Annotated in this window: 18 protein-coding genes and 4 tRNA genes; 11 read left to right on the top strand and 11 right to left on the bottom strand. The window is 53.2% G+C overall.

The genetic code is table 11. From position 1 onward, the window contains the following. The 4 genes from NAI64_RS07180 to bamE all read right to left on the bottom strand — a co-directional run bounded on the left by NAI64_RS07180 (position 1) and on the right by bamE (position 5,761). The gene (locus tag NAI64_RS07180; protein WP_269299139.1) at positions 1–570 is read right to left on the bottom strand and encodes an LPS-assembly lipoprotein LptE; all 570 of its coding nucleotides are present in this window, start codon (positions 568–570) and stop codon (positions 1–3) included. 18 nt (positions 571–588) lie between these two features. Next, entirely contained in the window at positions 589–3,228 is a 2,640-nt protein-coding gene (gene leuS, locus NAI64_RS07175) for a leucine--tRNA ligase (protein ID WP_269299138.1), read from the bottom strand. A 122-nt stretch (positions 3,229–3,350) separates the two neighbouring features. Further along, complete coding sequence (gene dapB, locus NAI64_RS07170; RefSeq protein ID WP_269299137.1) at positions 3,351–4,157, bottom strand: 4-hydroxy-tetrahydrodipicolinate reductase; 807 nt, start codon at positions 4,155–4,157, stop codon at positions 3,351–3,353. Further along, positions 4,154–5,761: an outer membrane protein assembly factor BamE domain-containing protein gene (bamE, locus tag NAI64_RS07165; RefSeq protein WP_269299197.1), complete on the bottom strand. Its 1,608-nt coding sequence runs from the start codon at positions 5,759–5,761 to the stop codon at positions 4,154–4,156. The genes dapB and bamE overlap by 4 nt, the downstream gene beginning before the upstream one ends. A gap of 110 nt (positions 5,762–5,871) precedes the next feature. On the opposite strand from bamE, the gene fur reads away from it, so the two are divergent. Next, on the top strand, positions 5,872–6,291 hold the full coding sequence (gene fur, locus NAI64_RS07160; protein ID WP_269299136.1) for a ferric iron uptake transcriptional regulator: 420 nt from the start codon (positions 5,872–5,874) through the stop codon (positions 6,289–6,291). 66 nt (positions 6,292–6,357) lie between these two features. On the opposite strand, the gene NAI64_RS07155 is transcribed toward fur, so the two are convergent. Further along, positions 6,358–7,707 carry a chloride channel protein gene (locus NAI64_RS07155; protein ID WP_269299135.1) on the bottom strand — a complete coding sequence of 450 codons (1,350 nt, stop codon included), beginning with the start codon at positions 7,705–7,707 and terminating at the stop codon, positions 6,358–6,360. Positions 7,708–7,793: 86 nt separating this feature from the next. On the opposite strand from NAI64_RS07155, the gene NAI64_RS07150 reads away from it, so the two are divergent. Further along, positions 7,794–8,294 carry a MarR family winged helix-turn-helix transcriptional regulator gene (locus tag NAI64_RS07150; protein WP_269299133.1) on the top strand — a complete coding sequence of 167 codons (501 nt, stop codon included), beginning with the start codon at positions 7,794–7,796 and terminating at the stop codon, positions 8,292–8,294. Positions 8,295–8,354: 60 nt separating this feature from the next. On the opposite strand, the gene groL is transcribed toward NAI64_RS07150, so the two are convergent. The 5 genes from groL to NAI64_RS07125 all read right to left on the bottom strand — a co-directional run bounded on the left by groL (position 8,355) and on the right by NAI64_RS07125 (position 13,039). Beyond that, positions 8,355–10,001, bottom strand: coding sequence for a chaperonin GroEL (gene groL / locus NAI64_RS07145; protein ID WP_269299131.1), 1,647 nt, complete (start codon positions 9,999–10,001; stop codon positions 8,355–8,357). A gap of 61 nt (positions 10,002–10,062) precedes the next feature. Then, the gene (gene groES / locus NAI64_RS07140; protein WP_269299128.1) at positions 10,063–10,353 is read right to left on the bottom strand and encodes a co-chaperone GroES; all 291 of its coding nucleotides are present in this window, start codon (positions 10,351–10,353) and stop codon (positions 10,063–10,065) included. Positions 10,354–10,595: 242 nt separating this feature from the next. Continuing rightward, positions 10,596–10,859, bottom strand: coding sequence for a DUF6587 family protein (locus NAI64_RS07135; protein WP_269299126.1), 264 nt, complete (start codon positions 10,857–10,859; stop codon positions 10,596–10,598). Position 10,860: 1 nt separating this feature from the next. Next, entirely contained in the window at positions 10,861–12,756 is a 1,896-nt protein-coding gene (gene feoB / locus NAI64_RS07130) for a ferrous iron transporter B (RefSeq protein ID WP_269299124.1), read from the bottom strand. Beyond that, positions 12,743–13,039 carry a FeoA family protein gene (locus NAI64_RS07125; protein WP_269299122.1) on the bottom strand — a complete coding sequence of 99 codons (297 nt, stop codon included), beginning with the start codon at positions 13,037–13,039 and terminating at the stop codon, positions 12,743–12,745. Before NAI64_RS07125 ends, feoB begins: the two co-directional genes overlap by 14 nt. Positions 13,040–13,271: 232 nt before the next feature. Between NAI64_RS07125 and dacB the strand changes: the two genes are divergently transcribed. Continuing rightward, positions 13,272–14,726, top strand: coding sequence for a D-alanyl-D-alanine carboxypeptidase/D-alanyl-D-alanine endopeptidase (gene dacB, locus NAI64_RS07120; RefSeq protein WP_269299120.1), 1,455 nt, complete (start codon positions 13,272–13,274; stop codon positions 14,724–14,726). Positions 14,727–14,749: 23 nt separating this feature from the next. Here dacB and NAI64_RS07115 read toward each other — a convergent pair whose 3' ends face one another. Beyond that, positions 14,750–15,157: a hypothetical protein gene (locus NAI64_RS07115; RefSeq protein ID WP_269299118.1), complete on the bottom strand. Its 408-nt coding sequence runs from the start codon at positions 15,155–15,157 to the stop codon at positions 14,750–14,752. A gap of 456 nt (positions 15,158–15,613) precedes the next feature. On the opposite strand from NAI64_RS07115, the gene NAI64_RS07110 reads away from it, so the two are divergent. The 8 genes from NAI64_RS07110 (at position 15,614) to rplK (ending at position 18,846) form a co-directional block, all read left to right on the top strand. Next, positions 15,614–15,699, top strand: a tRNA-Tyr gene (locus tag NAI64_RS07110). 30 nt (positions 15,700–15,729) lie between these two features. Beyond that, a tRNA-Gly gene (locus tag NAI64_RS07105) sits at positions 15,730–15,803 on the top strand. A gap of 25 nt (positions 15,804–15,828) precedes the next feature. Further along, positions 15,829–15,903: transfer RNA gene (locus NAI64_RS07100), tRNA-Thr, on the top strand. 86 nt (positions 15,904–15,989) lie between these two features. After that, on the top strand, positions 15,990–17,180 hold the full coding sequence (gene tuf, locus NAI64_RS07095; protein WP_269299101.1) for an elongation factor Tu: 1,191 nt from the start codon (positions 15,990–15,992) through the stop codon (positions 17,178–17,180). A 69-nt stretch (positions 17,181–17,249) separates the two neighbouring features. Continuing rightward, positions 17,250–17,325, top strand: a tRNA-Trp gene (locus NAI64_RS07090). Positions 17,326–17,356: 31 nt separating this feature from the next. Beyond that, the gene (gene secE / locus NAI64_RS07085) at positions 17,357–17,740 is read left to right on the top strand and encodes a preprotein translocase subunit SecE (protein ID WP_269299116.1); all 384 of its coding nucleotides are present in this window, start codon (positions 17,357–17,359) and stop codon (positions 17,738–17,740) included. Next, positions 17,740–18,327, top strand: coding sequence for a transcription termination/antitermination protein NusG (gene nusG, locus NAI64_RS07080; RefSeq protein ID WP_269299115.1), 588 nt, complete (start codon positions 17,740–17,742; stop codon positions 18,325–18,327). The genes secE and nusG overlap by 1 nt, the downstream gene beginning before the upstream one ends. A gap of 87 nt (positions 18,328–18,414) precedes the next feature. Beyond that, entirely contained in the window at positions 18,415–18,846 is a 432-nt protein-coding gene (rplK, locus tag NAI64_RS07075; protein WP_269299114.1) for a 50S ribosomal protein L11, read from the top strand.

Here is an 18,846-nt window from a genome sequence, read left to right as displayed (position 1 = left end):
TCAGGGGCGTTCCGTACCGTAGGCGTTGTCCCCGGAATCGGTGGTATTGTCCGCACCGGTCATGTCGATGCTTGCCAGCCGACGGAGCAGACGTTGCGCCATATCCGATTGCATGTCCTTGTACAGCAAAATTGCCTCGTTTTCCTTGGACAACGCTTCCGAGTCGTCGTAGGTCATGGTTCTGCGAAGCGTGACTTTGGTGGGAGCGAGCAGTACTTTTCCCTGGGCTGTCTTGATCATGTATTCCAGGTCGTAATGCAGGGAATATTCGCGTACACGTCCCTGTACGTTGTAAGTCAGGATTTCCCTGCGGTTTTTTTCCGAAATGGCGGACAGGATGACTTCGGCTTCCTGGGGACTGTTGACGATACGGGTGGCGTTCATTCCCTGGATTTGCCGTTTCAGGACACTGGCAGTATGCGAATTGGCAGGAAAGTCAATATACAGTGTGGAAAACGGAAAGTCGTAATTGCCACGCAAATGAAAGCCGCATGAAACCAGGAATATGACTGTTGCGGCGATGGCGATCCTGCAAAGCAGGGAAACCGGTTTCATGAAGGCTTTTTTCATAGACAGTCCTGCGGGATATCACACTACGATATTGACCAGTTTGCCCGGAACGACGATGACCCGTTTCGGGGTGCCGGTTACGAATTTCGCGACGCTTTCGTTGGCGAGGGCGATTTGTTCGATGACCGGTTTGTCGGCGGATTTCGGAACACGGATGTTGCCGCGCAATTTGCCGTTGACCTGAACGACCATGGTGATTTCGTCCTGTTCCAGTGCCGCAGGGTCGACTTCCGGCCATGCCGCATCGAGGAGGTCTCCGTAGTGGTCGGCATATCCCAGTTCTTTCCACAGGATATAGGTGATATGCGGTACGACCGGATACAGTACCCTGAGGAAAATGGAAAAGGTTTCGTAAAGTACACTGGCGAATTCGGATGAGCCGTCCGGTTTGACCGCTTCAAGGGTATTGAGCATTTTCATGCAGGCCGACACGACAGTGTTGTACTGGATACGGGCATAATCCTGGTTGGCTTGCTGCAGTACCTGGTGGATGTCGCGACGCAGGCTCTTGAGCGGTTCGGGCAGATTGTCCGGCAGCGTGCGGTTCGCGCCGGCGAGGATTTCACGGTTTCTGTATGCAAAAGCCCAGACACGACGCAGGAAGCGGCTGGCGCCTTCCACACCGGAGCCTGACCATTCCAGCGTCTGTTCCGGCGGGGCAGCAAACATGGTGAACAATCGTGCGGTGTCCGCCCCGTACTGGTCGATCTGGGTTTGCGGATCGATACCGTTGTTTTTCGATTTAGACATTTTTTCGATGCCGCCGATCTGGACGGGTTGTCCGTCTGCTTTCAGACTGGCCGAGACAGGGCGCCCTTTTTCGTCCAGTCGCAATTCGATTTCTTCCGGATTGAACCATGTCTTTTTGCCGGAGGCATCTTCACGATAGTAGGTTTCGTTCAGTACCATGCCTTGTGTCAGGAGCCGTACGAACGGTTCATCGAATTTCACCAGACCGAGGTCACGCATCACCTTGGTCCAGAAGCGTGCGTAGAGCAGGTGCATGACGGCATGTTCGATACCGCCGATGTACTGGTCCATCGGCATCCAGTAGTCGTTTCTTTCATCAACCATGGCCTTGTCGGAGCCGGGTGAACAGTAGCGCATGAAATACCAGCAGGAATCGACGAAGGTGTCCATGGTGTCGGTTTCGCGTTTTGCAGGCTTGCCGCAGTGCGGACAGGTGGTATTGATGAATCGTTCGTCTTTTGCCAGCGGGTTGCCGGTACCGTCCGGAATACAATCTTCAGGCAGCAGAACGGGCAGGTCTTTTTCAGGTACCGGAACGGCGCCGCAGTCCGGACAATGGATGATAGGAATCGGCGTTCCCCAGTAGCGCTGACGCGAAATACCCCAGTCACGCAAACGGTAAGTGGTTTTTTTCTCACCCAGTCCTTTTTCAGCCAGTACGGCGGCGATGGCATCGACGGCTTCCTGATGGTTCATGCCATCGAAACGGCCGGAATTGATGCATTTGCCGTGTTCCTTGTCGGCATACCAGTCGTGCCAGACGTCTTCCATGAAGGTCTTGCCTTCGACGTCGATAACCTGCCGGATCGGCAGGCCGTATTTGTGTGCGAATTCGAAGTCGCGTTCATCGTGCGCGGGGACGGCCATGACGGCACCGTCTCCATAACTCATGAGAACATAATTGCCGACCCAGACTTCGACAAGCTGGTTGGTCAGTGGATGCCGTACGAACAGTCCTGTCGGCATCCCTTTCTTTTCCATGGTTGCCATATCGGCTTCGATGACGCTGCCTTTTTTGCATTCTTCGATGAAGGCGGCCAGTTCGGGATTGTTTTTCGCTGCAAAGCGTGCCAGTTCGTGTTCCGGCGCGACGGTGCAGAAGGTGACACCCTTGATGGTGTCGGCACGTGTGGTGAATACCCAGAGTTTTCCGTCGCCGATAAGTTTGCCGTCCGTGTCGTGAATGTCGTGCAGGAATGCGAAGCGGACACCTTCGGATTTGCCGATCCAGTTGATCTGCATGGTACGGACCCGTTCGGGCCATCCCGGCAATTTGTTGGTGACATAGTCGAGCAATTCTTCGGCATAATCGGTGATACGGGCATAATACATCGGGATTTCCCGCTTTTCGATCAGCGCACCGGAGCGCCAGCCACGTCCGTCAATGACCTGTTCGTTGGCCAGAACGGTCTGGTCGACAGGGTCCCAGTTGACGGTGCCGGTTTTCTGGTAAATGATGCCTTTTTCCAGCATTTTCAGGAACATCCATTGGTTCCATTTATAGTATTCCGGCTTGCACGCGGTCATTTCACGGGACCAGTCGATAGCCAGTCCCATCGAGGCCATCTGGCCTTTCATGTAGGCAATATTGGAGTAGGTCCATTCAGCTGGCGGAATGCCGTGAGCCATGGCAGCGTTTTCGGCAGGCATGCCAAACGCATCCCAGCCCATGGGCATCAGGACATTGTAGCCGTTCATGCGCAGGTAGCGATACATGACATCGTTGATGGTGTAGTTGCGCACGTGTCCCATGTGCAGGCGTCCGGAAGGGTATGGCAGCATGGAGCAGGCATAAAATTTCCCTTTCGGAAAACGCGGATCGTTTTCTGTTGTCTTGTAGGCGTGCGTGGATTCCCATTGATCCTGCGCAGCTTTTTCTACTTCTGCATGGTTGTATCTGTCTTGCATGATGGACTACACAAATAAGGTTGTTCGGTTCGGTACGGTGTCGTTATGATAATACGACCACGTGGGGATGGCGTATTCATGAGCCGTGCCGGATCATGTGTGCCGGCACGGTATACGGGTGATTATTTCAGATGCAGAACGTCCTGCATGTCGAAAAGACCGCTGGATTTGTCAGCCAGAAAACGGGCCGCACGCAGACTGCCTTGTGCATATGTGGCACGGCTGGCCGACTTGTGCGTGATTTCTATCCGTTCGCCCGTGCCTGCGAACAGGACGGTGTGATCGCCGACGATATCGCCGCCACGGATCGTCGAAAATCCGATGGTCGACGGGTCGCGTTCACCGGTGATGCCTTCGCGGGAATAGACCGCACATTCCTGAAGGTTGCGTCCGATGGCATTGGCGATGACTTCGCCCATCTTGAGCGCTGTTCCGGACGGCGCGTCCACTTTATGACGGTGGTGCGCTTCGATGACCTCGATGTCGTAACCTTCGGCGAAATTTTTTGCGGCGATTTCGATCAGTTTCATGGTGACGTTGACACCGACGCTCATGTTGGGCGCGAACACGACAGGAATGGTTTTGGCCGCTTCCTCGATGGCCTTTTTGCCGTTTTCGTCGAAGCCGGTCGTGCCGATGATCATTTTGATGTTGTGTCTTGCGCAATAGGCAAGGTGTTCGAGTGTTCCTTCCGGACGGGTGAAGTCGATGACATATTCGGCATCCCCAAATGCCTTTTCCATGTCCGACTCGATGCGAACGCCTGTGGTTTCTCCGAGAAAAAGTCCGGCATCGTTCCCGATTCCCGGCGCATTCGCGACATCGAGCGCGCCGGTCAGGATGGCATCGTCAGCGCGCAAGACGGCTTCGATCAACATGCGGCCCATACGGCCATTGGCTCCTGCAATTGCTATTTTCATTTTGTTCATTGGATATTTCCGATCAATTCATCATTCGGTGAGTGCGGAAGCATTCTGCCGGCACGGTTCGGTGTGCTGATAGGTTCGAAGGCACCGATGTTTCCGGAGGACGTTTCTTCTTCATCTTCGTAATCTGCCTGGACGGGCGGTCGCGGAAGCGGGCGCACGATACGTTTGGGCTGACTTGTCGGCTCGGTCGCACGTACCGGTTCGGACGTGCTGACCGGCTCAGGTGCACGAACCGGTTCCGGTGATGGCAGTGTGACAGGTGCTGGCGCTGTCCTTGTCGTGTCCGGAGCGCGTGTTGCAGGTGTCTGCTCGCGTACCGGTGCGGTGCGCGGTTGCTGAACACGGGCCGGTTCAGGTGTGCTTGAGGCTCTGGGCAGGCGAATGGCGCCTGACGGGCGAAGTGATGGTTGTGCGGCGGTAACCGGTGCTGCCTGCGCCGCACGATTCCTGTCATCCGAATCGTCTTTGCCTGACACCGCAGTATCGTCAGATGGCTCCCGTGTTTCTCGATGTTCTGTCGCAGCCGGTTCGGAAGATGGCGCCGATGACATATCGTCAGCCGTTTCCGCATGGCTTTCGTCGGCAACGGCAGCAGTGGATGCGTCAGCGGACTCTGGCGTGGAGGTCGCCGTCGTTTCTGCCGTTTCCTGCGCTGTTGCTTCGGAATCGATGTCTTTCCTCGTTTTGTCCGATGCTTCGTCGTCGGACGTGATGTGCATCAGGTATTCTTTTTCGTTCGGGAGCTTGTCGCTGACGATGCGGTCGACCAGATTGCCGCTGAAGAAGATGGTGACGCGGTTGGTGGTCGTGGCGCCGTTCGGTTTTTGCAGCCGGAACAGATAATCCCAACGGTTGGCATGGAACATGTCCATCAGCAAGGGAGTGCCCAGTACGAAACGTACTTGTTCCTTGGTCATGCCGTACTGCACTCTGGAAAGCATTTCAGATGATACGAAATTGCCTTGCTGGATATTGAGTTTGTATGGCGTGAATATGCTCAGCCATTTCTTAAAACCGGTCGGTTTGGCGTTCAGATCGGTTTCCGCATGGGTTTCGCCAGTCTGCATGGCGGGCATCGGCTCGATGACGGTTGGACGCCGTGGTTGTTCTGTTACGGGCAGCTCGGCCATGGCGTCGGACTCACCTTGCGTTTTGTTGTCTTGCACGATGGTTTCCGCAGCTGGCGATGAGGTAACGGCGTTGTCATGACGTATGCGTTCCGTCTTGACAGGATTTGGCAGAGTATCGGGTTTTGCCGGTATTTCGTCGTTTTGCCGGATGGTTTTTGTCGCAGGTGATGGGGTAACCATGCTGTCGGATCGCGGCTGTTCCGTTTCGACCGGTTCGGACAAGGCATCCGGTTCGTGGGCGGTTTCGGTTTTTATCGCGCTTTCGCGGATACCGGCATCGGTGGCAGGTGGTGCGCTATCCGTTGTACGTTCTGCTTTTTCTGTTGCGACAGTGACTTTTTCAGCGTCTTCGGAAGGTTCAGCTTCGTCTATCAGGGGGTTTTTTGAAGCGCAACCGATTACGAAAACGGTTGCCGATGTTAGCAGTACAGGTGTACGAAGGTATCGCCACAGGCTGACCATTTTTTTATGCATCACGAAGTTGAATCCCAAGAGCAATTTATTGAGCAGATTTCACAAACACTATATGATAAAGCAGATAATAATAAAGAACCAATTTTGATATTTGCAAACTTTTCAAAACGATGAGTCATAATCCTGTCGAATTGAAGGCAACGGGGCTCAAGGCTACGTTGCCGCGGTTGAAGATTCTCGATATTTTCCAGAAAAATTCCGAGCGGCATTTGAGCGCCGAGGATGTCTACAGGCTGCTTTTGTCCGACAAGCTGGAAATCGGGCTGGCGACGGTGTATCGGGTCCTGACGCAGTTCGAACAGGCCGGGATATTGTCGCGGAATTATTTCGAAACCGGCAAGGCTGTATTCGAGCTCAACGAGGGAACGCATCATGACCATATCGTTTGTGTGGATTGCGGGCATGTCGAAGAATTCCATGATGACGAAATCGAAAAAAGACAGCGTGAAATCGCAAAGCGCAACGGGTTCGAAATCGTCGACCATACGCTGGCGATCTACGGGCGATGCAGCAAGTGTCGGCAGAAATAATGCATGATATTTGTTTTTCAGCAAAAAAGCCGTGATTTTCACGGCTTTTTTGCTGAAAAGGATGTTTCAGGATTTCGAATGCACCGTTGTGGGAGATTCTTGCGGCGCGATGAATTTTTGTGACAACGCATGATAAAGCGGGACGGGGGTGACATATCTCGATACCAGCGTGGCCAGCAGTGAAACGGCCATCAACGCCAGCAGCATCTGGTGACTGCCGGTCATTTCCATGGTGATGATGAACGATGTCAGCGGAGAACGCGTGACGCCTGAGAGATAGGCAGACATGACCAGAATGATGATGGCGCCGTGCGGTGCCAGATTGGGGAACAGGGCATAGACATTGTCGCCGATACCGGCACCTACGGAGAGGGTCGGAGCGAACAGACCGCCGGGAATGCCGCTCAATGTCGAGACAAGTGTCGCGATGAATTTGGCGGCACCATAGTACCAGACCAGACAGGTGCTGTCGCTTTCCAGTGTCATGCGTGTTGGCTGGTAGCTTGTGCCATAGACCAGACCGTCTGTCAGCAGGCCCAGTATGGCAACGACCAGACCGCATATGGCAGCAAAAATCAGGGGGTGTTCCTGTATGGCTTTACGGATTTTGGGGGGTGGGGTGACGGAAATTTTTTGGACGATCAGGCTGAACAAACCGCCGGTAAGCCCGCCCGCGATGCCGCATACGAGAATGGCGGGGATATTGGTCAGCAGGGAAAGCGATTCATTGGTATAGCCGAAGTAAGTGTAGTTGCCGACGAGCGCCATGGAAATCAGACCGGAAAGAATGACGGTCAGCAAGGTGGAGCTGTGGGCGTTGAAAATGTATTTTTTCGTCAGTTCCTCCATGGCGAACATGATGCCGGCCAGCGGTGTGTTGAACGCCGCGGCAATGCCGGCCGCACCTCCGGACAATGCCAGCATACGCCGTTGTGCTGCGGTGCGAAGGGTGCCGTAACCATAGAAGGCATGCATGATGGATGCGCCGACCTGTACGGTTGGACCTTCACGTCCGATCGAGGCACCAATCGTCAGCCCGCCCAGCAACATGGCGATTTTGCCGACCAGTATCTTGACGGAGAGCAAGTTGCTTTTTTTCTTGTGATCCGGATCGTCGATGACGGCGATGGTTTGAGGGATGCCGCTGCCTTGTGTGCCCGGAAAAAAGCGTCGGGCGATATAGGCGATCAGGGCAAAGCCTGCCGGCATGTACAGAATGGAAGCCCATGGTATCCGGTTGACGATCCATGTGTTGATTTCAAAGGCGTAATCACTGGCTTGCGCCATGCCGACACCGACCAGACCGATCAGTACCGGAGCCAGAATCCATGCACAGGTCCGTTTCCAGTACCGTGATGTTTTTTTGACGATGACCCGTTTGGTCAAGTGTGGGGGTTCGAAGTGCGAAAATGGCATAACGTGTACTTTTGCAAGGATGATCCGTATTATTATATTTGAACAAATATATTTCAAGTTGTATCGTGCAGACAGGGGGCTATGGCATGAGTGGAAACGGATGTTCGGAAGATGAAAAGGATGGTGTTTCCTATCTGGAAATTCTCCAGAAATTCAGGATCATTGTCAGTGCAGCACAGAAATATTCACAGCGAGTCGAAAAATCGTTGGGCGTGTCAGGCGCTCAGTTGTGGATCATGAAGGAAATCGAGCGTGTGCCGGGTATGCGTGTCGGTGAAGTGGCGAGAAAACTGGCGATTCATCAAACGACGGCCAGCAATTTGCTGGACGCGCTTGAAAAAAAGGACATGGTTTGCAAGATGCGGATGACGACGGATCAACGGATCGTCAATCTGACCCTGACGGAAAAGGGACGTGCGTTGCTCATGAAAGCACCCGATCTGACACGAGGTTTGTTGCCTGAGGCGTTGTCACAAATGGAGCAAGCCGATCTGGTACGAATCGGTGAGAGTCTCGATCTGCTGTTGCATACGATGTCGCAGGTGGATGTGGATTTCGCATTGCAACCGTTACCGTTCACCATGTAAAAAAACCTGCAAGCAAAAGCTTGCAGGTTTTCACGACTGAAGGATTTGCAGTGGGGCAGATTACATCATGCCGCCCATGCCGCCCATACCTCCCATGCCGCCCATGCCACCCATGTCAGGTGCCGGTTTTTCTTCCGGAATGTCATAGATCATGCAATCCGTGGTCAGCATCAGTGCGGAGATCGATGCTGCATTTTGCAATGCGGAACGGGTTACCTTGGCAGGATCGACAACGCCCATTTCGACCATGTCGCCATAGGTGCCGTTGGCAGCGTTGTAACCGAAGTTTCCGGAACCTTCGATGACCTTGTTGACGACAACGGAGGCTTCTTCGCCGGCGTTGTGAACGATCATGCGCAGTGGTTCTTCCAGAGCGCGCATAACGATGTTGATACCGGCTTCCTGATCGGAATTGTCGCCCTTGACGTTGACGTTGGCACGGGCGCGCAGCAGTGCGACGCCACCACCCGGGACGATACCTTCTTCAACGGCTGCGCGGGTAGCATGCAGCGCATCTTCGACACGGGCTTTCTTTTCTTTCATTTCAACTTCGGTTGCGGCACCGACCTTGATGACGGCAACGCCACCAGCCAGTTTGGCGATACGTTCCTGCAGTTTTTCCTTGTCGTAGTCGGAAGTGGCTTCTTCCATCTGGACACGAACCTGTTTGACGCGTGCTTCGATCGAATCGGCTTTGCCAGCACCGTCGATGATCGTGGTGTTTTCCTTGTTGACTTCGACACGTTTTGCCTGGCCGAGCTGATCCAGCGTTGCGTTTTCAAGGGTCAGGCCGACTTCTTCGGCGATGACTTGGCCACCGGTCAGGATTGCGATGTCTTCCAGCATGGCTTTGCGACGATCGCCGAAGCCCGGAGCCTTGACAGCGCAGGTCTTCAGAATACCGCGGATGTTGTTGACGACCAGGGTGGCGAGTGCTTCACCTTCGACGTCTTCAGCAATGATCAGCAGCGGACGGCTTGCCTTGGCAACCTGTTCCAGTACCGGCAACAGATCACGGATGTTGGAGATTTTCTTTTCGCACAGCAGGATATACGGATTGTCGAGTGCGACGACCTGTTTGTCGGCGTTGTTGATGAAATACGGCGACAGATAGCCGCGATCGAACTGCATACCTTCGACGATGTCGAGTTCGTCGTTGAGGGACTTGCCGTCTTCGATGGTGATGACGCCTTCCTTGCCGACTTTGTCCATGGCTTCGGCGATACGTTCACCGATGGAGTGGTCACTGTTGGCGGAAATGGAACCGACCTGTGCGATTTCCTTGCTGGTGGTGCAGGGTTTGGCGATTTTCTTCAGTTCGGCGATGGTGGCTTCGACAGCTTTGTCGATACCACGTTTCAGGTCCATCGGGTTCATGCCGGCGGCGACATATTTCATGCCTTCGCGGACGATCGCCTGTGCCAGAACGGTTGCAGTCGTGGTACCGTCACCAGCATTGTCGCTGGTTTTGGAGGCGACTTCCTTGACCATCTGTGCGCCCATATTCATGAGCTTGTCTTTCAGTTCGACTTCTTTTGCGACCGAAACACCGTCCTTGGTGATGGTCGGGGCGCCCCAGGTGCGTTCCAGAACGACGTTTCTGCCTTTCGGGCCCAGCGTAACTTTTACGGCGTCTGCCAGAATATTGACGCCTTCGACCATTTTGTTTCGGCCGCTATCGCCGAAAATGACTTCTTTAGCTGACATGGAATTCTCCTAATATAAAACAGGTATGCGTTGACAGGTCCTTGATGACGCTGGTCTGAAATTACTGTTCGACGATAGCCATGACATCGGATTCGTGCATGACGAGCAATTCCTCGCCGTCGACCTTGACGGTCTGTCCGGAATATTTTCCGAAGAGAACCATGTCACCGACCTTGACATCCAGCGGCAGAACCTTGCCGTCTTCCAGTACTTTGCCGTTACCGACGGCCAGTACTTCGCCTTGATCCGGTTTTTCAGCAGCTGCATCTGGAATGACGATGCCGGATGCCGTGGTTTTTTCCTGATCGACGCGTTTGACGATAATACGGTCTTGCAAAGGACGAAGTTTCATAACGATTCCTTATTCAATCAAATGGGTTGTATGGGTAAACGATAAAACCTGAATTGTCAGGCCCACTTTGTATTCCTGTCCCTTTCGCAGGGCAATCCGGGGAGCGTTATTAGCACTCTCCGCTAACGAGTGCTAAGTATATGGGCGCTCATGAAAGATTTCAAGATAAAAGAAAAAATTTTTTCCGGTTTGCGCCAGAACATAAAAGTCGCAGATGGTGTCGCTGTTCAGTGGGAATCCGTTCAGTTGTGTTTGCGTGGCGGCTTCACAAAATGAAGGGGTTTTTCGGAAGTCGTGGTACAACCGGAACAGCCATGACATGCCGGATATGGTGATGTCGGTTTTCGCTTTGGGGCGATGTGCATGGCCAGTGTACGGGCATGGAGAAAGAGGAAGAAACGTGACAGTATTTCCCGGAAGCGGTATTTCCAGAGTGGGGGAATGCCTCGTACATACAGGATGCAGCATGCCGCGACGACAATGATGAAGACGATCGGTTCTTGCATGTCATACTCCGAGTATCAGGCTGCTGATCCGGTAGGTTGCCCAGGATATGAGATAGGCCAGCGCGAACAGGTAGCACATCGCAAAAAGCATGGTCCACCATGAATTGGTTTCCCGGCGGATAACGCCGAGTGTGGCGAAGCATTGCGGAGCAAAGACAAACCAGGCCAGTAGCGACAGTGCAGTTGGCAAACTCCAGCTTGATGCAATGAAAGAGGCCAGGGCGCCGGAAAGATCGTCGCCGGTTGCGGACAAGGCATAAACGGTTCCCAGTGCGCTGACGGCGATTTCTCTGGCTGCCATGCCCGGAATAAGGGCGACGGCGATTTGCCAGTTGAATCCGATAGGCTCGACGATGTACTCAAGCCAATGCCCCAGTTGCCCTGCGAAACTGTACTGGATGGGGGAACCGGTCGCTCCTTCCGGCGGTGATGGATAGGTCGACAGTACCCATAACAGAACCGATGTGGCGAATATGACGGTGCTGACACGGATGAGGAAAACGCGGGCGCGTTCCCAAAGTCCGAGTGCGATGTTGCGCACGCGCGGCATGTGATAGGAGGGCAATTCCATCAGAAGCGGTTGATATTCGTTTTTACCGATCAGGTGATTCAGTATCCATGCGACGATGATGGCTGCGAGGATGCCGCTGACGTACAGTGTGAACAGGACAAGTCCCTGAAGATTGAAGGGGCCGACGTTGCGTTCGGGAATGAAGGCGCTGATGATCAGCGAATATACCGGCAGTCTGGCCGAACAGGTCATGAGTGGTGCGATCAGGATAGTAATGATCCTGTCCTTGCGGTTTTTGATGGTGCGTGTGGCCATGATGCCCGGTACAGCACAGGCAAAGCTCGACAGCAGCGGTATGAATGCGTGTCCTGACAAGCCGATACCGCTCATCAGTTTGTCAAGCATGAAGGCAGCACGTGGCAGATAGCCGGATTCTTCCAGAACAAGAATGAAGAAGAAAAGTATCAGGATTTGCGGCAGGAAAACGATGATGCTTCCGACACCTGCGATAACCCCATCGACGATCAGGCTGCGCAGGATGCCTTCCGGCAGTAGTGCTGAAAGGAGATCGCCGGTTGTGCTGACGCCGTTTTCGATCCATTCCATGGGTAGCTCTGCCCAGCTGAAGACGGCCTGGAACATGAGAAACAGGATGCCGAGCAATATCGGGATTCCGAAAGCGGGATGCAATACAATGGCATCGATTTTCCGGGTCAGTGTATAGGTATCGGCATTTTTACGAATGACGGCATCCAGTATGCGGCGCGATTCGTCAAAACTCGTGCCGGAATCCGGCGATGATCCGGAATGATGTGCAGCCGATGTCCGGCTCGTCTCATTGATGGCCTGGTCCAACCAGTCCAGCAACGGTGCAATACCGTTCGTGTCGATGGCAACGGTTTCGATGACGGGTATGCCCAGTTCGGTGCGCAGACGATCCAGATCGATGATTTGTCCGCTTTTTCTTGCCAGATCTGTCATGTTCAGCGCAAGCACCATCGGATGGCCCAGCGCGATGACATCCAGAACGAGTTTCATGCAGCGCCTGAGGTTGGTGGCATCAGCGACGAAAACGATGAAGTCAATCGGTGTTTCGCCGGATTTGTCGAGCAGGGCTTGCCGTGTGACAGCTTCATCCTGTGTGAGCGGGGTCAGGCTGTATATACCGGGCAGATCGGTTACATGCACGGTTTGTCCGGATGGCAGGAAAAAGTCCCCTTCCTTTTTTTCGACAGTGACGCCGGCATAATTGGCGACTTTCTGGTGTGCGCCGGTCAGACGGTTGAAAAGTGCGGATTTTCCGCTGTTTGGGTTGCCGACCAGGGCGATGGAATGAACGGACGGATTTGCTGGCGTGATACCGGATTCGCGTTCAGGCGGATTCATGACCGTTTTGGACGACGTAAATGTTGGCGGCTTCCTGACGACGAAGTGCGAAAATAGAATTTCCTATCCGGATGGCCATGGGATCGCGTCCCGGAAAAGCCTCGGCGTGGACATAAATGCGTTCGCCAGGCAAGAAACCAAGTTCCTGCAACCGTGATTTCATGAAGATGCTATCAGCCGAATCGTCTGCCAGTCCGAGAATGGTCGCGGACTGACCTTTTCTGAGTTGGGCCAGATTGCTGATGATGCCGGTGTCCTGCGAGGCGAATGGTTGTTGTGACATGTAAGGAGACTTTCCGGAAACGGGAATCGGTTTCGATTCGTTGCTATGAATGATAACGATTCTCAATATAAACTGTTCCATTCAAAAAAACAACTGGCGTCGAGGCAGTTTTTTGTAACAGACGGAAACCGTCGGGTTTTTTGTTGGAAAATAGTGAAAGCGCTGGCGGCTGGCCGTGGATGGCATGGTGTCGTATGCCAGTGAAATAGGGTTATGACCGGGTGGGCGAAAAATGAATGGCGAATATGACGGTGCGATCATGATGGCGGATTTGCAGAAGTGGCTGATCAACATGTGTCTGTTTGTGGCGACAGCCTTGTCGGCTGCTGTTGCAATGGCGAACGAATTGCCTGATGAATTGCAGGAGGCTGTCGCGCTGACAGGACTGCCTCAAGAAGCTGTCGGCATGGTTGTCGAACCGCTTGAGGCGAGCGAGCTTGTTGTTTCGTTAAATGCCGACAAGCCATTTCATACGGCTTCGACGATGAAAGTCGTAACGACTTATGCTGCGCTGGAATTGCTGGGACCGTCGAAAGTCTGGAAAACGGGCGCCTATACGACGGGTGTGCTGGAAAACGGGATTCTGACCGGCGATTTGTATATCAGGGGGAGTGGGGATCCGTCTTTTTCGCAAACAGGATTGTGGCAGTTCGTGCGGAAAATACAGGATTCGGGGATACATGAAATTCGCGGTGATGTCATTCTCGACAAGAGCGTATTCGGGATAAGGGATTATGATGCGGCCGCGTTTGATGAAGCGCCGTTAAAGCCCTATAACGCCGGGCCGAACGGGTTGCTGCTGAACGAGAAGAAGGTCGATGTGCGTTTTGTACCGGATGCGGTGCGGGATACCGTTATGGTATTTATGGAGCCGAGAATGGAGCAGATCACTATTGTTCCTCCTGTGGCTGGCAGTTCGGAATGCGGTAACTGGCAAAACGGGATGGCCGTTCATTTCGACGACCGTGTTGCGTATTTCGAAGGAGAATATCCCTTGTCATGCGGCGAAAAAGTATGGTCGATTCATCCGTATCAGATGAGTGATTTGCGTTACTTCGAAAGTGTATTTCTACGACTGTGGCGTGAATCGGGCGGGATATTTTCCGGGCGGTTCGCGGAGGGGACTGTGCCTGCGGATGCACGCCTGATTGCGGAATGGGTTTCTCCCGAACTCGGTGTGATCGTGAATGCCGTCAACAAATATAGTAATAATGTGATGGCACGGCAGTTACTGCTGTCTCTGGGTGAGGCAGTCTATGGGGCCGGAGTGACGGAAAGAGAGGGGGCACAGGTGGTACGGAACTGGCTTTCCGGCAAGGGAATCTCGGTTGCTGAACTGACGATCGAAAATGGCTCCGGTCTTTCGCGTGAGGAAAAAATTACTCCATCGACGATGGCGCAAATTTTGAAAGCGGCTTACCAATCGCCTGTCATGCCGGAGCTGATGGCATCCTTGCCGCTGGTCGGCCGTGACGGAACGATGTCCAAACGCTTGCGTGATGATGAAATCGCAGGGAAAGCACATGTCAAGACGGGCGCGATAAAGGATGTCAGGGCGGTTGCCGGATATGTGCTGGCAAAAAGCGGAAAACGTTATCTGGTCGTGTGTCTGGTCAATCATCCCGAAGCATGGCGTGCTCGCGAAATGATGAATCACTTGTTGAGCTGGACATACGCTAACGGGTGAGGTTCTGTATGGCGGTTCACGGATCAGGAAAGCCATGCCTTACCGAAATAATAAATGCTCATGATGAAAAAGAAGATGGCCAGAGCTCTTAAAAAGGTCGTCATCCAGCCGGTTTTCTTGGGTTTTTGTTCTTGTGTCATAGCGTATGCGATACGGAAGGTTCGTTCATAACGTTTATTATCGCTGCATGTTTGTCTGAAAGGTAGCGTTTTCAGACAAATTGCGGCGATACAGCAATACAAAGTTACATCTTTTACAGTTGTTGTCTGGTTTGGTGTTACGGGACGGATTAAGGTTGAAGACAGCAAACAACGATACTGTGAAAGGTGGCCAAAATGGAAAGCAAGAAAATTTTCCCTCGATTGCTGGCTGTGTGTCTGGGTGCTGGTGCGCTTTGTTTGTCTGTCTCTGCCAGCGCGGGTAATACGCATTTTTCCCTGAATATCGGGGTACCTGTTGTGGCGCCTCCTCCGGTCGTCACGTATTCTGTGCCGGTTGTTCCTGGTGCAGTTGTGCCGGCATCTGTCGGAGTTTATTCGTATCCGTATGTGACGGGGGCCGTGATTGTGCCGTCACACCCGGCCCCGCATTTTGTCGGACACAGGCCGCCGGTACGCAGGGGACCTCCGCATCGCCCGCCTCATCATCGGTAATGAATAACAAGGCAATGGAATATCGGTGAATATTTGCGCGAAGGACAGGCAGGCATTTGTCGTTTTGTCGTATTTTTGCCTAATCACAAGAAACTTGTGCGGAACATGCGCACATTGGTGGTGTGAGATGGAATTTATAGCGTATAATTTCATTTTAAACCGGGTGAGAATTGTTGATCTGGAATTTTCCCGTTGACTTGTCTGGGATCTTCTGACATAATCCGGAGTTTCTGCGGAGAGGTGGCCGAGTGGTTAATGGCAGCAGACTGTAAATCTGCCCTCTAACGAGTACGCTGGTTCGAATCCAGCCCTCTCCACCAAAGATTGCTGCAAAAGAAGGTCAAGCGAGTGCGGGTGTAGCTCAATGGTAGAGCCGAAGCCTTCCAAGCTTAAGACGAGGGTTCGATTCCCTTCGCCCGCTCCATCTTCTTTTGTAGGTGAGTTTTGCGGCCCTTGTAGCTCAGTGGTAGAGCACTCCCTTGGTAAGGGAGAGGTCACGTGTTCAATCCACGTCAAGGGCACCACAGATTGTGTTTTTTCAGGACGTGGGTGTTTTTTCAGCGCGAAATGGGCGTGGTCTTGGTATTCTCTTCATGATTAGGAGTTGAAAATGGCAAAGAGCAAGTATGAGCGGACGAAGCCGCACGTAAACGTAGGAACAATTGGTCACGTTGATCATGGCAAGACCACCCTGACGGCGGCGATTGCGACCGTACTGTCGAAGAAATTCGGAGGTGAAGCCAAGGACTACGACCAGATTGACGCAGCGCCGGAAGAAAAGGCACGTGGCATCACCATCAACACAGCCCACGTAGAATACGAAACCGCAAACCGTCACTATGCCCACGTTGACTGCCCGGGCCACGCCGACTACATCAAGAACATGATCACCGGCGCAGCCCAGATGGACGGAGCCATCCTGGTCGTATCCGCAGCAGACGGTCCGATGCCGCAGACCCGTGAACACATCCTGCTGGCCCGTCAGGTCGGCGTTCCGTACATCATCGTATTTTTGAACAAATGCGACATGGTCGACGACGCAGAACTGCTGGAACTGGTAGAAATGGAAGTACGCGAACTGCTGTCCCGCTACGAATTCCCGGGTGACGACATTCCGATCATCAAAGGTTCCGCCAAAATGGCACTGGAAGGCGACACCGGCGAACTCGGCGAAGTCGCGATCATGGCACTGGCCGACGCACTCGACAGCTACATTCCGACCCCGGAACGTGCAGTTGACGGCACCTTCCTGATGCCGGTAGAAGACGTATTCTCCATCTCCGGTCGTGGTACCGTCGTAACCGGTCGTGTAGAAAGAGGCGTCATCAAGGTAGGCGAAGAAATCGAAATCGTCGGCATCCGCGAAACCGCCAAGACCACCTGCACCGGCGTAGAAATGTTCAGAAAACTGCTGGATCAGGGACAGGCAGGCGACAACATCGGCGTACTGCTGCGCGGAACCAAACGTGAAGAAGTCGAACGTGGACAGGTTCTGGCAAAACCGGGCACCATCAAACCGCACACCCAGTTCTCCGGCGAAGTCTACGTACTGTCGAAAGAAGAAGGCGGTCGTCACACCCCATTCTTCAACAACTACCGTCCGCAGTTCTACTTCCGTACGACGGACGTAACGGGCGCCATCGAATTGCCGAAAGACAAGGAAATGGTCATGCCGGGCGACAACGTCACGATCAACGTCAAGCTGATCAGCCCGATTGCGATGGAAGAAGGTCTGAGATTCGCGATTCGCGAAGGCGGCAGAACCGTTGGTGCTGGCGTCGTCTCCAAAATCTTCGAATAATCGTATATAATAGCAGGCCCCTCTGTTCGTGAGGGGCCAACAAACTGATTTTCGTCAGACTGAAGAAGTAGGGGAATAGCTCAATTGGCAGAGCGTCGGTCTCCAAAACCGAAGGTCGGGGGTTCGAGGCCCTCTTCCCCTGCCACCTGTTGTTACATAACTGAAAGCAGAGTTTTATGTCTAACCAACCTGTGCAAGCCGAGGGTGGCCTGGGCGACAAGGTGAAGGTTGCCTGTGCTGTTGCCTCAATTTTGGCAGGTATTTTCGGTTTTTATTTTCTTGCTGGCCATCCTTCCCTGGCAAGGGTGGGTGTTCTCATTGCCGGTATCGTTGTTGGTGCCGGTTTTATCTGGTTTTCTTCCTCCGGGCGCAATTTTGTCGCGTTTGCCAGAGAGTCTGTGCGTGAAACCAAGAAGGTGGTTTGGCCTGCGCGTAACGATGCGATCCGTGTGACGGGTATCGTGTTCGGTTTTGTTTTGTTGATGGCGATATTCCTCTGGGGTGCTGACAAGGTGCTGGAGTTTGTTCTTTATAACTTCTTACTTGGCTGGAAAAGATAATGAGTGAAAATAGCCAGGATCAGACGGGCAAGGAAAAAAATGCGAGCGCATCGGGCAAGATGCGCTGGTATGTCGTTCATGTCTATTCGGGAATGGAAAAAAGTGTTCGCCGTTCTCTGATGGAAAGAATCGAACGCATGGGTATGAGCGACAAGTTCGGCCAGATACTGGTTCCGACGGAGGAGGTTGTCGAGGTCAAGAGTGGGCAACGTTCAGTGACGGAGCGCCGGTTTTTTCCGGGATATGTCCTGATCGAAATGGAAATGACAGACGATACCTGGCATCTGGTCAAGGATACTGGCAAGGTTACGGGCTTTGTTGGTGGAAAGTCCAACAAGCCGACGCCGATCCCTGCGCGTGAAATGGACAAGTTGCTGCAGCAAATGCAGGATGGTGTGGACAAACCGCGTCCGAAAGTGTCCTATGAAGTCGGTGAGCTGGTTCGCATCAAGGAAGGTCCTTTTGCTGATTTCAATGGCAATGTCGAGGAAGTCAACTACGAAAAGTCGCGTCTGAGGGTTTCCGTGACTATTTTCGGCCGTTCGACGCCGGTCGAACTCGAATTCGGACAAGTCGAAAAAGTTTGATGCGCATGCCGGTGCGCATGTTTTCAAATCCGGCAGAGGAGCCTGCAGCAAGTGCGGGCGTTATGACTCATAAATAGGAAAAAGAAAATGGCAAAGAAAATCGCAGGCTTTATCAAGCTGCAGGTTCCTGCAGGCAAAGCCAATCCATCTCCTCCGATTGGCCCGGCACTGGGTCAGCGCGGTCTGAACATCATGGAATTCTGCAAGGCGTTCAATGCGCAGACGCAGGGTTTTGAAGCAGGCATGCCGATTCCGGTCGTTATTACCGCTTATGCCGACAAGTCGTTCACGTTCGCCATGAAGACGCCGCCGGCCACCTTCCTGATCAAGAAGGCTGCAGGTATTGAAAAGGGCTCCCAGAGACCGAATTCTGAAAAGGTCGGTTCCATTACCAGAGCGCAGGCAGAAGAAATTGCGACCATGAAGAAGCCGGATTTGACGGCTGCGGATATGGAAGCTGCCGTCAGAACGATTGCTGGTTCGGCCAAGTCGATGGGCATTACTGTGGAGGGTGTATAA

This window comes from Oxalobacter paeniformigenes (assembly GCF_027158465.1).
In the GTDB taxonomy this organism is placed as follows: Bacteria; Pseudomonadota; Gammaproteobacteria; order Burkholderiales; family Burkholderiaceae_D; genus Oxalobacter; species Oxalobacter paeniformigenes.
This window is presented reverse-complemented; position numbering and strand designations above follow the sequence as displayed.

Excerpts from the sequence above, each read along its gene's own strand:
- fur (WP_269299136.1), top strand. The coding sequence starts at position 5,872 with ATGAGTCATAATCCTGTCGAATTGAAGGCAACGGGGCTCAAGGCTACG.
- NAI64_RS07155 (WP_269299135.1), bottom strand. The coding sequence starts at position 7,707 with ATGCCATTTTCGCACTTCGAACCCCCACACTTGACCAAACGGGTCATC.
- NAI64_RS07125 (WP_269299122.1), bottom strand. The coding sequence starts at position 13,039 with ATGTCACAACAACCATTCGCCTCGCAGGACACCGGCATCATCAGCAAT.
- rplK (WP_269299114.1), top strand. The coding sequence starts at position 18,415 with ATGGCAAAGAAAATCGCAGGCTTTATCAAGCTGCAGGTTCCTGCAGGC.
- NAI64_RS07150 (WP_269299133.1), top strand. The coding sequence starts at position 7,794 with ATGAGTGGAAACGGATGTTCGGAAGATGAAAAGGATGGTGTTTCCTAT.
- groL (WP_269299131.1), bottom strand. The coding sequence starts at position 10,001 with ATGTCAGCTAAAGAAGTCATTTTCGGCGATAGCGGCCGAAACAAAATG.
- NAI64_RS07115 (WP_269299118.1), bottom strand. The coding sequence starts at position 15,157 with ATGCGTATTACCCGCGCTGGCAGAGACAGACAAACAAAGCGCACCAGC.
- NAI64_RS07180 (WP_269299139.1), bottom strand. The coding sequence starts at position 570 with ATGAAAAAAGCCTTCATGAAACCGGTTTCCCTGCTTTGCAGGATCGCC.
- bamE (WP_269299197.1), bottom strand. The coding sequence starts at position 5,761 with ATGCATAAAAAAATGGTCAGCCTGTGGCGATACCTTCGTACACCTGTA.
- tuf (WP_269299101.1), top strand. The coding sequence starts at position 15,990 with ATGGCAAAGAGCAAGTATGAGCGGACGAAGCCGCACGTAAACGTAGGA.
- feoB (WP_269299124.1), bottom strand. The coding sequence starts at position 12,756 with ATGAATCCGCCTGAACGCGAATCCGGTATCACGCCAGCAAATCCGTCC.
- dapB (WP_269299137.1), bottom strand. The coding sequence starts at position 4,157 with ATGAACAAAATGAAAATAGCAATTGCAGGAGCCAATGGCCGTATGGGC.
- leuS (WP_269299138.1), bottom strand. The coding sequence starts at position 3,228 with ATGCAAGACAGATACAACCATGCAGAAGTAGAAAAAGCTGCGCAGGAT.
- groES (WP_269299128.1), bottom strand. The coding sequence starts at position 10,353 with ATGAAACTTCGTCCTTTGCAAGACCGTATTATCGTCAAACGCGTCGAT.
- secE (WP_269299116.1), top strand. The coding sequence starts at position 17,357 with ATGTCTAACCAACCTGTGCAAGCCGAGGGTGGCCTGGGCGACAAGGTG.
- dacB (WP_269299120.1), top strand. The coding sequence starts at position 13,272 with ATGAATGGCGAATATGACGGTGCGATCATGATGGCGGATTTGCAGAAG.
- NAI64_RS07135 (WP_269299126.1), bottom strand. The coding sequence starts at position 10,859 with ATGCAAGAACCGATCGTCTTCATCATTGTCGTCGCGGCATGCTGCATC.
- nusG (WP_269299115.1), top strand. The coding sequence starts at position 17,740 with ATGAGTGAAAATAGCCAGGATCAGACGGGCAAGGAAAAAAATGCGAGC.